This window comes from Streptomyces amritsarensis, from assembly GCF_001953875.1.
GTDB lineage: Bacteria > Actinomycetota > Actinomycetes > Streptomycetales > Streptomycetaceae > Streptomyces > Streptomyces amritsarensis.
Genome location: NZ_MQUR01000008.1, coordinates 79,653 through 93,037, shown reverse-complemented (window position 1 = coordinate 93,037; position 13,385 = coordinate 79,653). Strand labels below are relative to the sequence as shown.

At 70.5% G+C, this 13,385-nt stretch carries 12 protein-coding genes; 10 read left to right on the top strand and 2 right to left on the bottom strand.

What is annotated here, in order from left to right:
* The first annotated feature begins 23 nt into the window (after window positions 1-23).
* Window positions 24-1,790 carry a cation:proton antiporter gene (locus AVW11_RS05890; RefSeq protein WP_076043432.1) on the top strand — a complete coding sequence of 589 codons (1,767 nt, stop codon included), beginning with the start codon at window positions 24-26 and terminating at the stop codon, window positions 1,788-1,790.
* Window positions 1,791-1,991: 201 nt separating this feature from the next.
* On the top strand, window positions 1,992-3,272 hold the full coding sequence (locus tag AVW11_RS05885; RefSeq protein ID WP_076043431.1) for a DUF2254 domain-containing protein: 1,281 nt from the start codon (window positions 1,992-1,994) through the stop codon (window positions 3,270-3,272).
* A 10-nt stretch (window positions 3,273-3,282) separates the two neighbouring features.
* Here AVW11_RS05885 and AVW11_RS05880 read toward each other — a convergent pair whose 3' ends face one another.
* Both AVW11_RS05880 and AVW11_RS05875 read right to left on the bottom strand, forming a co-directional pair.
* Entirely contained in the window at window positions 3,283-3,714 is a 432-nt protein-coding gene (locus tag AVW11_RS05880; RefSeq protein ID WP_051699400.1) for a TIGR03618 family F420-dependent PPOX class oxidoreductase, read from the bottom strand.
* 45 nt (window positions 3,715-3,759) lie between these two features.
* Entirely contained in the window at window positions 3,760-4,572 is an 813-nt protein-coding gene (locus AVW11_RS05875) for a phytanoyl-CoA dioxygenase family protein (RefSeq protein ID WP_076043430.1), read from the bottom strand.
* A 591-nt stretch (window positions 4,573-5,163) separates the two neighbouring features.
* Between AVW11_RS05875 and AVW11_RS05870 the strand changes: the two genes are divergently transcribed.
* From AVW11_RS05870 to AVW11_RS05835, 8 genes are read left to right on the top strand one after another with little or no spacing between them, the layout of a single operon-like run.
* Window positions 5,164-6,129, top strand: coding sequence for an NAD-dependent epimerase/dehydratase family protein (locus AVW11_RS05870; RefSeq protein ID WP_030838276.1), 966 nt, complete (start codon window positions 5,164-5,166; stop codon window positions 6,127-6,129).
* Complete coding sequence (locus AVW11_RS05865; RefSeq protein ID WP_030838273.1) at window positions 6,129-7,145, top strand: radical SAM protein; 1,017 nt, start codon at window positions 6,129-6,131, stop codon at window positions 7,143-7,145. The genes AVW11_RS05870 and AVW11_RS05865 overlap by 1 nt, the downstream gene beginning before the upstream one ends.
* Before the next feature lie 3 nt (window positions 7,146-7,148).
* Window positions 7,149-8,108 (top strand): hypothetical protein, encoded by a 960-nt coding sequence (locus tag AVW11_RS05860; protein WP_060177894.1) that lies wholly within the window; start codon window positions 7,149-7,151, stop codon window positions 8,106-8,108.
* Window positions 8,108-9,526, top strand: coding sequence for a glycosyltransferase family 4 protein (locus tag AVW11_RS05855; RefSeq protein WP_076043429.1), 1,419 nt, complete (start codon window positions 8,108-8,110; stop codon window positions 9,524-9,526). Before AVW11_RS05860 ends, AVW11_RS05855 begins: the two co-directional genes overlap by 1 nt.
* On the top strand, window positions 9,523-10,227 hold the full coding sequence (locus AVW11_RS05850; RefSeq protein WP_030838264.1) for a PIG-L deacetylase family protein: 705 nt from the start codon (window positions 9,523-9,525) through the stop codon (window positions 10,225-10,227). The genes AVW11_RS05855 and AVW11_RS05850 overlap by 4 nt, the downstream gene beginning before the upstream one ends.
* Window positions 10,224-11,213, top strand: coding sequence for a UDP-glucose 4-epimerase GalE (gene galE / locus AVW11_RS05845; protein ID WP_060177895.1), 990 nt, complete (start codon window positions 10,224-10,226; stop codon window positions 11,211-11,213). Before AVW11_RS05850 ends, galE begins: the two co-directional genes overlap by 4 nt.
* Before the next feature lies 1 nt (window position 11,214).
* On the top strand, window positions 11,215-11,829 hold the full coding sequence (locus AVW11_RS05840) for a histidine phosphatase family protein (RefSeq protein WP_051699399.1): 615 nt from the start codon (window positions 11,215-11,217) through the stop codon (window positions 11,827-11,829).
* Window positions 11,826-13,385, top strand: a complete 1,560-nt coding sequence (locus AVW11_RS05835) for an alkaline phosphatase family protein (RefSeq protein ID WP_060177896.1) — start codon at window positions 11,826-11,828, stop codon at window positions 13,383-13,385. The genes AVW11_RS05840 and AVW11_RS05835 overlap by 4 nt, the downstream gene beginning before the upstream one ends.

The following is a 13,385-nucleotide window of genomic DNA, read 5'->3' as shown; positions in this document are numbered from 1 at the left end:
GGCGGCCGCGGGGGTACGCCGCGGTGACCGAGGACCAGATCCTCCTCGGCATCGCCCTGACGGTGGCGCTGGCCGCCTGCTCCCAGATCCTCGCCGGGAAGCTGCGCGTACCCGCGCTGCTCCTGCTGCTGCCGGCCGGTTTCGTCGCGGGGGCGCTGACCGACGTCATCCACCCGAACGACCTGCTCGGGTCGGAGTTCTCCGCCCTGGTCTCGCTGTCGGTGGCGGTGATCCTCTACGACGCCGGGCTCGGGCTCGACCTGCGCCGGCTCACCGGCCTCACCCGGGGGACGGTCGGCAGGCTGCTGGTGGCCGGCGTCCTCGTCACCTTCCTGGCCGTCGGCGCCGTCGCCCCCGCCCTGTTCGGCATGGCGCCGGCCAGCGCCGCCATGGTGGGCGTGATCCTCGTGGTGTCGGGCCCCACGGTCGTGGGGCCGCTCCTGGAATACGTGCGGCCCACCGACAAGCTGCGGCGGATCCTCGTCTGGGAGGGGACGCTGATCGACCCCATCGGCGGGATCCTCGGCGCGCTCGTCTTCCACGCCGTCTCCAACGCGGACTCCGACATCGGGCGCGGCCGCCAGCTGGGCCAGTTCGCGATCAGCATGGGCGTCGGCCTGGCCGGCGGCGCGGCGGGCGTGGCGCTGCTGTGGCTGACGCTGCGCGTCCTGCGGCTCGGGGAGACGCTCGGCACGATCGCCCAGCTGGCCGTGGTGATCATCGTGTCGGCGGGGTGCGACGTCGTCCGCGACGACACCGGGCTGATCGCCGCGACCGTGACCGGGCTGGCGGTCGCCAACCTCCCCGGATTCGACATGCCCGCCCGCCGGCCCTTCTTCGAGACGCTGGTCCAGCTGATCATCGGCCTGCTGTTCGTCTCGATCTCGTCGACCGTGACCCCGGCGTCCCTGACGCCCGTCCTGCTCCCCTCGCTCCTCCTCATCGCGCTGTTGGTCCTGGTCGTACGACCGCTGATCGCCTTCGTCTCCACCCGGAAGGCGGGGCTGAGCCTCGGGGAACGGGGGTTCATCGGCTGGATGGCCCCGCGCGGGATCGTCGCGGCCTCCACGGCCTCCGCCTTCGCCTCCGACCTGTCCGACCAGGGCCTGCCCGGCGCCGCCAAGATCCTTCCGGTCACCTTCCTGGTGATCGTGGGAACCGTCCTGCTCTACGCGCTGACCGCCGCCCCCATGGCCCGCCGGCTCGGGGTCGTCCGCCCGTCGCGCTCACGCCCCCTGCTGGTCGGCGGCGACCGCTGGGTCGTCGACATGGGCAAGGCGCTGCGGTCGGCCGGACTGGAGGTCCTCATGTGGGCCGGCGACGAGGACGAACGGGAGCGGATCAGGCAGGCCGGGCTCGAACTGGCCCAGGGAGAGCTGCTGGCCACGGCCACCAACCCGCGCGCCCGGCTGGAGGGCGTCACCACCGTCTTCCTGTGCACGGACGACGACGACTTCAACGCCCTGGCCTCGGTCGTGGTGGAGGGCAACGTCGAGGGCCCCGTCTACCGGGTCGGGCCCGCCCACGAGGGCCACGGCGTCGTCGCCCCCTACACGGGCGGCGACGTCCTCTTCGGCGCCCGGCTGGTCAGGCACGTCCTGGCCGAGCGGTACCGGCAGGGCGCCCGCTACCTGGTGCAGCCGGCCTCCCGGCCCGTCCCGGCGGACTCCGAGACGCTGTTCGTGGTGCGCGCCGACGGCAGGCTCCGCCCGGTCACCGAGGGCGGGACCGTCTCCCCGGCGGCGGACGACCTCCTCGTCCTGCTCGGTCCCGTCCCGCGTCCGCGGTGACCGCGTCCGCCAGCGCCCCGCCACCTGCGGCATGCGGAGCGCGGGAGGCGGCCTTACCGTGGGGCTGAAAGCCGCCCCTCCCATCCCGTTCCATTCATTTCTGTTCTGTCCCGTGCCGCGCGCCGTAGGTCGGAGGTCACCCGTGCCGCACAGACCTACGCAGGCGCCCGCCGGGCCACCGGACCCCTGCTCCGGCCCCTGATGTCCTGGGCCTCCCGCTTCCGGCTGCTGCAGTACACGAAGGCCAGCCTCTGGATCGTGCCGCTGCTCGGTCTGGTCCTCGGCGTACTGCTGGCGGAATGGGCCGTCTCCGTGGACGCCACGGAGTGGCTTCCGGCCGGCTGGCGGTACTCCGCCTCGACGGCCAGCGGCGTGCTCACCGCCATCGTCGGCGCGATGATCGCGCTGCTCGGATTCGTCGTCACGATCGGCGTGCTCGTCGTCCAGCAGGCGACGGGCACCCTGTCCCCGCGCTACATGCGCCTGTGGTACCGCGACCGGCTGCAGAAGGCCGTGCTGGCCACCTTCACCGGGACCTTCTCCTTCTCCTTCGCGCTGCTGCGCAGCATCGAGTCCGACTCCGTGCCCGACCTCGGGGTCACCATGGCCGGATCGGCGGTGTCCGTCAGCCTGTTGCTGCTGCTCGTCTACCTCAACCGGTTCACCCACAACCTCCGGCCCGTGGCCATCGCCGGCCTGGTCGGGCGGATGGGCGAGGCGGTCCTGGTGCGCGGGGAGGCCGCGGTCCTCGGCGCCGCGCCGCGCGCGGGCGACCCCGTACCTCCGGCCGGCGGCCCGGTCGCCTACGTACGGTCCGAACACGGGGGCGTGATCCAGGCGTTCCACCCGGAGCGGCTGACGGGTCTTGCGGCGCGCCACGACTGCCTCCTCGTGGTCACCCGCCTCGTCGGCGACTACGTGCCGCCGGGCGCCGTCGTGGTCGAGGTCCACGGCGGAAGCCCGGCCCCCGCAGCCCGGCGGGTGACCGGACTGATCGCCTTCGGCTCCGAGCGGACCATCGAGCAGGACCCGGCGTTCGCGCTGCGGGTCCTCGTGGACATCGCCGTCCGGGCGCTCTCCCCCGCCGTGAACGACCCGACCACCGCGGTCCAGGTCCTCCACCGGATCGAGGCGTTCCTCCACGCGGTCGGCCGCACGGACCTGCGCAACCGCTATGTGCTGGCCGACCGGGACGGCACGCCGCGGCTGGTGGTGCAGGGCCGGGACTGGGAGGACTACCTGCAGCTGGCCGTGACCGAGATCCGCGAGTACGGCACCTCGTCCGTCCAGGTCTGCCGCCGGCTCCGCGCCCTGCTGGAGGGCCTCCTCACCACCCTGCCGCCGGGCCCCCTGCCGGCCGTCCGCAGCGAACTGACCCTGCTGCGGGAGGCCGTGGGGCGCGAGTACCCCGACCCCGCCCGCCGCACCCGTGCCCACACCCCCGACCCCCAGGGCATCGGCGCCCGCCCCCGCCCGAGGTGACCGGCGGCGGTCACCCGTGGAAGACGAGGATCCGGTCGGGCACCACCCGGACGACCACACGCTCGTCGTCGGGACCGTCCCAGGGGTACGGCCGGGTACCGCGGTGCCGCTCGTGCAGGAGGTCGATCAGTTCCCGGCCGTCGCCCTCGATCTGCGCCGTGCCGCGGATCTCCACGTAGTGGTCCTGATCGTCCGGCGGCGAAATGAGCACGGTCACATGGGGATTGCGCACGATGTTGTCGTACTTCCGACGGCCTCTGACCGTCGCGAACAGGACGTCCTGCGCGGTGCAGTGCGCCCATACGACGGACAGCTGCGGACGGCCGTCGGGTTCGACGGTGGCGACCGTCGGGCACGCCCTGGCCTCGAGCCAGAGCCCGACCTCCTCCGGGAGCGCCTTCTTCCCGGGTGAGATCGGCGGGGTCCAGGTGTTGTCCTCCATCACGCCTTCCTTCTTGTCGCTCGATCCGAGGAGCAGGTGCGTCGGCTATCCCTTCGCCGAGCGCCGTCCGGCACTCGCGAAAGGGCTGATCATGAGGCTGCGCTGCTCCGGCGTGAACCGCGCGTCCACGGCGGCCCCCGGAGAGGACCTCTCCCACTGCATGAAGCTCGGGCAGTACTTGTAGAGGAGCACCCGACGTTCGGTCGTGCCGCTCCAGGGCAGCGTGCCGTGCGTCGTGGCCTCCGAGAAGATCACGGCATCGCCGGCTTCCAGGGGAACGTGCTGGACCGGCCAGGACGATCCCGCCTCCCGGACCTCCTGCGGCAGGGGGAAGTTCGACTTGTGGCTACCCGGGACGAGGCAGAAACCGCCGCCTCCCGCAGCGGCCGGTGTGAGTGCGTAGGACACCGCCAGCAGTCCGTTGTAGATCTCGCCGTCACGGTAGGAGTATGACTGTGAAGGATCGTGCGGTGCGCCTCCGTGGTGCAGGTGCATCCCCACCCCGCTGGCCGCGCCCGCACGGCTGAACACCCCGTAGGCGTGGTCGAACCTGACCTCCGGCTTCAGCAGTTCTTCCAGGTACGGAAGGATCCGCGGCAGGTCGATCAGCCGCCGGAACTCCGGCCCCCAGTCGAGCAGACTGCCATCGGCGAGGTCCACCGGTCCGTTGCCGGGATCACTGTTCCCGAGCATCACGTCGGGAAACCCGGTGTGGAAGTACGGCGTCGACTCAAGCTTCTCACTGACGCTCCGACGGTCCACCGCCTCGTTGAGCTGCACGACCTCGTCCGGCGTCAGCGCGTTCCTGACAACCAGGTATCCATTGAGGTCGAACAGATATTTCTCATGGTCTTTCACGTGGTCTCACCCTCTTCGGTGGCGTCGGCACGGCACCGGCTTCCGGCACGGCGAAACAGCCGACGGGGACTGCGGAAAGAAATCACGGCGGGCAAATGAACCCGCGGCGGCCTCGGACACGATGCGCAAGCCGAGCTGCCCGGCACCTCGACTCGGGCCGGGCGGAAGAATCGACGATCCGGCCCTCGTGAGAAACGCTACGAGACTCCGTCCCGCGACGTCAATCAAGCCCTCCCGGGAAAACGTGGTCGTGACACACACACGAGGCTCTCGGCCATCGACCCAACGCAAACAGTGAGCCATTCAACGACAGCTTTCCGCCAGAACGCGCGTTCTTTTTTGCATCCCGACATCCGGTATGACCGGATACCCAACGGCCCGCCACCTGGGATCTCACGCAAGTATCGGATGCGGCCCGCATTCAAACGTGAAGCAGACCACACCTCTGGTGGCCAATTTCCCGGCTTAGGGTGACGATGTCGATCACGGGTCCGGCGGGCCTTTCTCGCCTCTCAGCTGCGACCCCATTGCCTTTTCCCAGCAAGCCCATTCACTAGTTGACCCACCAACGGGGGATACAGAGGTGTTGGCATGCGAAAAAGCCCTTCGAGAGACCGAATACTCGTCACCGGCGGCGCCGGATTCATCGGAGGCCACCTGGCCCGTGCACTGGTGGCGTCCGGCGAAGAGGTAACGGTTCTGGACGACCTGCGCGTACCGCCGATGATCCCGCCGGAGGGCACGGGCAAGTTCGTGGAGAAGCCCGTCCTGGCCCTGTCCGAGCGGGACCTCGCGGACGTGCGCCTCGTCTATCACCTGGCATCGCACAAGAGCGTCCCGCGCTCTTTCAAGCAGCCGCTCGAATACCTGGACAACGTCGACTCCGGGCGCCATCTGCTGGCCCTGTGCGCCGATGCCGGTGTTCCCCGGGTGGTCGTGGGAAGCACCTGCGAGGTGTACGGCGAGGCCGACGAGCTGCCGACCCCCGAGAGCAGCCCCCTCTCACCCCGTTCCCCTTACGCGGCGAGCAAGGTCGGGCTGGAGATGCTGGCCGGAGCACACCAGCGCGCCCCGGGCGGGCCGGAGGTGGGCGTCGTCCGGTTCTTCAACGTCTACGGCCCGGGCGAACGCCCCGACGCCCTGATTCCGCGGCTCTGCGCCAACCTTCTGACCAGGGAAGAGATCCCCGTCGAGGGCGACGGCGAGCAGCGCCGCGACTTCACGTACATCGCGGACGTCGTGGACAAGCTCATCGCGCTGGCCGGCCGACCGCTCCCGCCGGTCGTCAACCTCGGCTCCGGCCGGTCCTTCTCCGTGAACGACGTCGTGCACGTCCTGCGGAAGTCGTTCCCGGACGCCGAGGTGGTGCGGAAGGCGTCCCGCCCGAACGAGATCGCCGAGTTCCGGGCGAGCACCGCCCTGCAGAACCGGCAGATCGGCCCCAGGCCGGGTGCCGTGGACCTCGAGGAAGGGATCCGGCTGACCCTCGCGTGGTGGGGGGCGCGGGACCTGGACGACATACGGCAGCGCATCTTCCAAGAAGAGGGGGCCGACTGATGCCCGGCTACACCGCACCTGTACGCGCCAGCCTGGATGTCACCTACGCATGCGATCTGCGGTGCATCCACTGCCGTACGAACACCGGGGAGATCCCGGTCCACATCCGCCGCAAGATGCTGTCCATCGAGCAACTGCAGGACATCATGCTCCAGCTGGACCGGATGGGCACTTTCGAGATCACCCTCACCGGCGGGGAACCGACCATCCGCAAGGGCTTCTGGCAGTTGCTGGACGTCGTACCGAAGCTGCGCCATTCGACGGTCACTCTGATCACGAACGCGGCGGCACACACACGGGAACAGCTCGACCGCATCGTCGACAGCGGCATCTCGTCGGTGCGCGTCAGCATGGACGGTACGCGGGAGACGTTCGCCGCCGTGAGGCTCATGGACGTGTTCGATACCGTCGTGGAGAACTCGATCTACCTGCGCGATCGCGTTCGCAGTTTCAAGGTGCTGACCACGGTGATGAAGACCAATCAGTTCAACGTGTTCGACCTGGCCCACTACTTGCGGGCCCATGACTTCCGCCGCCAGGACCTCATCCTGGTCCGGGCGCACGGCCGCGGAGGCCGGAACCGGCTGCTCCTGACCGAGGAGGAGACCATGGCCGTCCACCGCAAGGTCATCGAGTTCAAGCGGGACGTGCCGGCGACCGATTTCGACCTGAACCTCAACGCGCCCTATCTGGTGCCGGGCGAGCGGCTGCAGCCCTTCCAGGACGTGGTGATGTTCCCGTATCTCGTGCGGGACAGCAGCATCGCGATCTCCGCCACCGGGGACGTGACCATGAGCCGCCTCTACAGCGCCGCCCCTCTGGGGAACACCAAGGACGCCTCCGTGCAGGAGATCTGGTCGCAGGGGCAGCAGCAACTCGTCCAGGAGCAGGAGGAATTCACCGAGGACAGGCTGCGTGAGATCTTCTGGGACTTCGCTTCCGACGATGCGCCCGACACCCCTCCGCTCACCTCGCTGCTGGACCGGCAGATCTTCGAAGGCGCGGAGGTGAGGTAGCTCGTGAAACAGACGGAAGCACTGATTCGTCTGTACGACGTCCCGCCGTCCGGGCCCGCGCTCGAACCGGGGGGTCCGCCGTCCTCGCCGCCGCACGCGGCCCCGTACGTCCCGTGGTTCAAGCCGGCTGCGGGTCCCCGCGCCGAGACCTTCGTCGAACTGCACGGGGACGGGGCGGTCCTGGGCCGCTGCGGCATCAACACACGGGGACCGGGCACGGTGGGGCCCTGCGAGGTGTCGGCCGCCGTCACCGCCGCACTGCGTGCCCAGGTGTACTGGCTCCTCGTCCATGTGGCACTGGAGCGCCTGGAGTGGCTCGGGTACGCCTACGCGCTGGTGACCGTCGACGAACACGCGGACGGCTTTCCTCCGGCGCTGCGCCAGGCGTCCTGGTGGGTTCCCGACCCCACCGGGCACAAGAGCGCCGTGAGCCGCGACGACAAGAGCCTGGAATGGGCGGATCTCTTCATCGACCTCCGGACGTGGACGCCCAGTGACACGCCGACGTCCCTGACGGTCAACGGCAGGGACCTCTGGGTGCGCCGCCCGGAAGCGAGCGAGGCGCTGCTCCTCGTCGACTGGCTCCGGGAGACCTTCGGCGGCGGCTGGGCGAGCGAGATCCAACGGTCCTTCTCCAGGGACCCGATCTCGTCCGTGATCGTCGTCGACCGGGACAAGGCCCTCGCGCCCAAGGACCGTCTGCTCGGCTTCCTCGCCTACGACACCGCGCGGCTGGGAATGCTCTCGACGATCGCGCTCGTGCCCGAGGCGCGCGGGCACGATCTGGCCCTGTCGGTCGCGCTGATCGAAGAGTGCCTGCGCGAGGCCCGGGCCAGCGGCATGTCCTACGCCGTGCTCGGCGGCGTGGGTGAGGCCCGCCTGGCGGCTCTGCGCGCGTTCAGTGCTCTGTGGACCATCCCCGGCTCGTGCCCGGGAATCTTCGGGAGGGGTGTTCGGAACTAATGGATATCGTCCTTACTGTCTCCGACCAGGTGTGGGGCGGCAAGCACCGCTACATGCGCGACATGGCGGACGGGCTGGCGCGGGCCGGCCACACGGTCACCGTCCTCGCGGAGGAGGGCGGGGCCATGCTGCAGCGGTGCCGTGCCGAGGGGCTGGCGACCGCGAGCGTGCCTCCTTTCGCGAGTGACGCCGCGGCCGACGCGGTGCGCGGCGTGCTGCGGCGCCACCACCCCGGCATCGTGTGCGTCTCGGGCCGCGCGGACGCGGCAGCCGTGCACCGGGCCCGGTCGCAGGACCCGGCCGATGCGGCCGTGTGCCTCTTCCGCCACTCGGCATTCCCCCTGGGCACGACCGACGACGTGCGCGACCTGTTCAGCGGCGTGGACCTGGTGTTCGCCACGTCGCGCGAACAACGGCAGCGCCAGTTCGAGCCGCTGATCACGGCGGGCGTCCTGAAGGACGACCAGGTCGAAGTGCTGACCAGCGGCGTCACGGGATCTCTGCTCGAGGCTCTGGACGCTGTGGACCGCACCGTCGCCCGCCGGGAATTGGGGGCCGCGCCGGAACAGTTCGTCCATGTCGTGCTGGCCCGCCTCTCGTGGGAGAAGGGCATCGACCGGGTCGTCGACGCCTTCGCCGACATCGAACTGCCCCCGGGGGCCACGCCGCCGCTGCTGGTGATCGCGGGGGACGGGCCGCTGGAGGAGGACCTGCGCCGCCAGGCCGCCGAGCGGGGCGTCGCCGACCGGGTCCGCTTCCTCGGCCACCTGGACGAGGTCGCGCCCGTCGTCGTCGCCGGCGACGCGATGGTCCTCGCCAGCACGGTGCCCGAGACCGGCCCGCTCGCGCTGAAGGAGGCCATGGCCGCCGGCCGCCCCGTCATCGCCTCCGCCCAGGGCGGCATCCCGGAGTTCGTGGAGGACGAGCGCCACGGCCTGCTGGTGATCGACGACGAAGACCTGCGGCAAGCGATGCAAGGGCTCGTGAACGACCGCGAGGCGGCGGAGGCGATGGGAGTCGCCGGGAGGCAGTCCGTCCGCGGGGGCCACCGCGCGGAACGACGCGTCGAGTACCTCGTCCACCGCCTCGACCTCCTGGCTCTGGACCGGCTCGGCCCGGCAGCACTCCTCGACGAGGTGGTGTGGGACGACGTCCGGGTGCGTGAGGAAAGCGACGGCGGGTTCGTCTTCGTACCGCGCACCTCGCACATCATGGAACTGGACGGCGACACCTACGCGCTCGTCCGCACGGCGCTCGAAGCCGGCGATCCGCGCCGGCTGGCCGAAGTCCGCGGGGGGCGTCCCGACGTGCTCGTGCGGCGGCTCTACGCCATGGGCGCGCTGATCCGTCCGCCCGGGGAGCCCGCACCGGCACCCCCCGCCGCGGACACCGAACGCCCGGTTCCGGAGCACGTGTGAAGGTTCTCATCATCGCCGCCCACCCGGACGACGAGGTTCTCGGTGCCGGTGCCACGGCATCGGCCTTGAGCCGGCAGGGCGCGGACGTACACATCCACATCCTCGCCGAGGGTGTCTCGCTGCGGCATTCGGGCGTGACGATCGAGCAGGCGCGGGCACGGTGCCTGGCGGCGGCGAAGGAGCTCGGGGTCGCTCGGGTCACGTTCGGTGGCCTGGCCGCCGACGGCCGTCTCCTTGCGGACCTGCCCCAGCGCCAGGTCGTCGACGCGGTCCGCCGTTCCCTGGACGAGGCGAAGGCCGAGGTGGTGTTCACCCACCACCCGGGCGACATCCACGCGGACCACCGCAGCGTCGCCCAGGCCGTCGGATACGGCACGCGGCTCCTCGGCGCCGGCCCCGTACGGCAGGTCCTGCACTTCGAGGTCCTGTCCTCGACGGAACAGCAGACCGGTCTGGTGGCTCCGTTCACCCCGAACGTGTTCTACGAGGTGACCGGGCACGTCGAAGCCAAGTGCCGGGCTCTGGCCGCCTATCCCTACGAGGTGCACGATGCTCCCCACCCGCGCTCCCTGACGGCCGTACGGACGCTGGCCTCCTACCGGGGGACGCAGGCCGGTGTGGAGGCTGCCGAGGCCTTCGTGAGCGGAAGAGAACTGCGCCGACCCGACGTCCCCGGACTCAGCGGAGGTGATGTGCGATGAAAGTACTCGTCACCGGAGGTGCGGGATATGTCGGCTCCTTCACCGTGCGACGCCTTCTGAACGCCGGCCACGAGGTCGTGGTCGTCGACAACCTCACCACCGGCCGCCGTGAGGCGGTCGGCGCGTGCCGCCTGCACGTGGTGGACATCCGCGACCTCTCCGCCATGGGTGCGGTCTTCGAAGGGTTCCGCCCCGACGCCGTGATCCACTTCGCGGCCCTCAAGTCCTCGGAGGAATCGCTCCGCGACATCAGCACGTACTTCGACGTGAACGTGACGGGAACGCAGAACCTGCTCGCCGTGTGCGCCCGCACGGGGGTGCGGCGATTCGTCTTCTCGTCATCGTGCGCCGTGTACGGCACTCCGCAGATCTGCCCCGTGGACGAGAGCGCGCCCGCGCGTCCCGAGAGCCCCTACGGAGAGACGAAGTACCTGTGCGAGCGCATGATCGCCTCGTACGCGCAGGCCACCGGAATGCGATACGCCAACCTGCGGTACTTCAATGCGGCGGGAGCCGCCGACGACGCCTCCCTGGGAGAGCACGCCGGCCCCGGGGCGACCCAGCTCCTTCCCGTGGCCGTACGGGCGACGCTGGGCCTGCCCCCCTCGCTCACCCTGCGCATCTTCGGGGACGACTATCCGACGCCCGACGGGACGGCGCTGCGGGACTACATCCACGTGGAGGACCTCGCCCGGGCGCACCTCCAGGCCCTGGAGCGCCTGGACGGCGAAGACCGGTGCGGCCCGGTGAACCTCGGCCGAGGGCACCCCGTCAGCGTACGCGAGCTGATCGATGTGCTGTCCGACGTCTCCGGCAAGAACCCCGAGGTCGTCGTCGCCCCGCGCAGGCCCGGGGACCCGGGCCTGTCCTGGGCGGATCCCGGCCTGGCCCTGCGCCGCTTCGGCTGGAGCGCGGAACGCGACCTCCACCACATCGTCCGTACGGCGTGGGACTGGCACACCCGTGTCCCCGCCTCACTGGAGTGACATGCATCTCTTCCTGCTGCGCCACGCCGAGGATCGTCGGAGGAAGCACGATCCGCACCACCCGTTCCTGACCGCCCTGGGACGCCGTCAGGCGGAGGCCGCGGCCCACTGGCTGGCCGAGCGGCGCCCCACCGAGATACGGACCAGCACGCTGCCCCGCGCGCGGCAGACCGCGGACGTCGTGGCGCACCACGCCGGCCTGGTGGTGCGGGAGGATCCTCGCCTCAACGAAATCGTCTGGGCGTCGTTCGGGGACGGGAGGCAGCTGCCGAACCCGCGGGAGGACCGGCTGTGTCCGCCGCCGCCGGGTGGGGAATCGTGGCACGCGTTCACGACACGGGTGGCCACCTGCATGAGCGAGCTGTGCCACCGGGCCACGGAGCACCAACGCATCGTCCTGGTCACGCACAGCGGCTTCTTCGACGCCGTCAACGAGCTGCTTTCCGGCGGCGCCGGCCGGGTGGAACTGCTCGTGTCCCATGCGGGGATCACGCACTGGCAGTACCGTCCCGGCGATCCCGGCGGGGCATGGCTGCTTCACCAGCACAACGTGACCGTCTCGCCACAGCCGCTCGACGACGAGGCGCCCGTGACGACGGCGGAGCCGGGCGCATGAGCGGCCGGCAGCGGCGGCGGCTGGTCGTCATCTGCATCGACGGCGGCTTGCCCGGAATCATCCGCGATCACGACTTCTTCGATCTGCGCAAGGTACTGCCCGCCGTGCCGGGCACCCCCGTTCACGAGCTGCGCAGCATCTACCCCTCTTCGACGGCGCCCTCGCACGCCTCGTTCCTCACCGGCACCCACCCGAACGGTCACGGCATCGTGGGGAACCGCTTCTGGGAGCGGGAGAGCGTCGCGGAGATCCGGCGGCGCGCCGACGATCCGCTGTCCGCCTTCCACCCGTACGAACGGACCTCGCTGACCGCGCCGAGCCTGCTCGACTGGTTCGCGCGGCAGGGGGCGTCCGCCGCCGCGATCCACTTCCCACAGACCTTCTCCCGCACCGCCCGGGTGGCGATTCCCGGCTGCTACTGCCTGTACGCGCCGGCCCGTGACCTCGTCGTACCGCTCCCGCCCGCCGGGGACGCGGCCGCCGACGGTCGGGTGACGCTCTCCTGTCTCGGGCACGAGCCGACCCTGTACCTGCGACTCGCTCAGCGGACCGGCGCCCTGACGATCGGTGACGGCGACGCGGCCGTGGTCGTCACCGACGGTTCCCCACCCGTGCGCCTGGACATCCCGGTGTCCTCGGGTTCCCTCTCCGTCGCGGTCTCCTGGACCCGGCTCGAACGGAACCGGATACGGATGAAGCTGGGGACCGCCGTACTGACCATGGGGTTCGGGGGCCTCGATGCGGCACCGCGACGCCGTGCCGGTGACGGAGCCGCGTCCCTGCACGTCGAGTACACCGCCAGTCCCCAGCACGACTTCCACGAATCACCGCGGGCCGAATGGGTGGAACGGACTGCTCTCGACGTCCTCGAGGAGCACGACCCCGACGTCCTGTTCGTCCGCTTCAACCAGGCCGACCACGCGCAGGAGTTCCTGTACTGGCACGCGGTCCGGGGCACGGTCGGCGAGCAGAGCCACGCGTGGCAGCAGATCCTGGACACCTACGCGCGGATCGACGCCTGCGTGCAGCGGATCGCCGAGGCCGTGGGCGAGCAGGGGGAGTTCCTGTTCTTCTCGGACCACGGCATCGACTACGTCGAGACGCACCTCAGCCCCAACCGCGTACTCACCGACCTGGGCCTCGCCGACCGGATGGTCTTCCAGGGCGACAGCAACTGCGCCTATCTGTACGCCGACACGCCCCTGGGGGCCGATGTCGAACAGCGGCTCCAGGATGCCCTGCGCACGCTCGACCCGTCCGTCGACGTACTGACTCCAGCCGATCGCGCCCGGTGGGGTATCCCGGTGAGCAGTCCCCGCGTGGGCCGCATGACCGTGGCATGCGGCCAGCACATCGAGTTCCAGTACGGCGAAGCGGCAGCAGCGCGGACGAGCGTGGCCTCCGCGTCCCACGGGCACTTTCCCAGCGACCCGGCCATGAACGGCTTCTACCGCTGCTTCGGGCGGGCAGCGGCCCTGCCGGGGCCTCCCGGCGACATCACGGGGGCCGCGTCCGTGGTCCGCGCGATCTGGTCCCGCATAGCGCAAGGAATCTGA

Excerpts from the sequence above, each read along its gene's own strand:
- AVW11_RS05885 (WP_076043431.1), top strand. The coding sequence starts at position 1,992 with ATGTCCTGGGCCTCCCGCTTCCGGCTGCTGCAGTACACGAAGGCCAGC.
- AVW11_RS05870 (WP_030838276.1), top strand. The coding sequence starts at position 5,164 with ATGCGAAAAAGCCCTTCGAGAGACCGAATACTCGTCACCGGCGGCGCC.
- AVW11_RS05855 (WP_076043429.1), top strand. The coding sequence starts at position 8,108 with ATGGATATCGTCCTTACTGTCTCCGACCAGGTGTGGGGCGGCAAGCAC.
- AVW11_RS05880 (WP_051699400.1), bottom strand. The coding sequence starts at position 3,714 with ATGGAGGACAACACCTGGACCCCGCCGATCTCACCCGGGAAGAAGGCG.
- galE (WP_060177895.1), top strand. The coding sequence starts at position 10,224 with ATGAAAGTACTCGTCACCGGAGGTGCGGGATATGTCGGCTCCTTCACC.
- AVW11_RS05840 (WP_051699399.1), top strand. The coding sequence starts at position 11,215 with ATGCATCTCTTCCTGCTGCGCCACGCCGAGGATCGTCGGAGGAAGCAC.
- AVW11_RS05865 (WP_030838273.1), top strand. The coding sequence starts at position 6,129 with ATGCCCGGCTACACCGCACCTGTACGCGCCAGCCTGGATGTCACCTAC.
- AVW11_RS05835 (WP_060177896.1), top strand. The coding sequence starts at position 11,826 with ATGAGCGGCCGGCAGCGGCGGCGGCTGGTCGTCATCTGCATCGACGGC.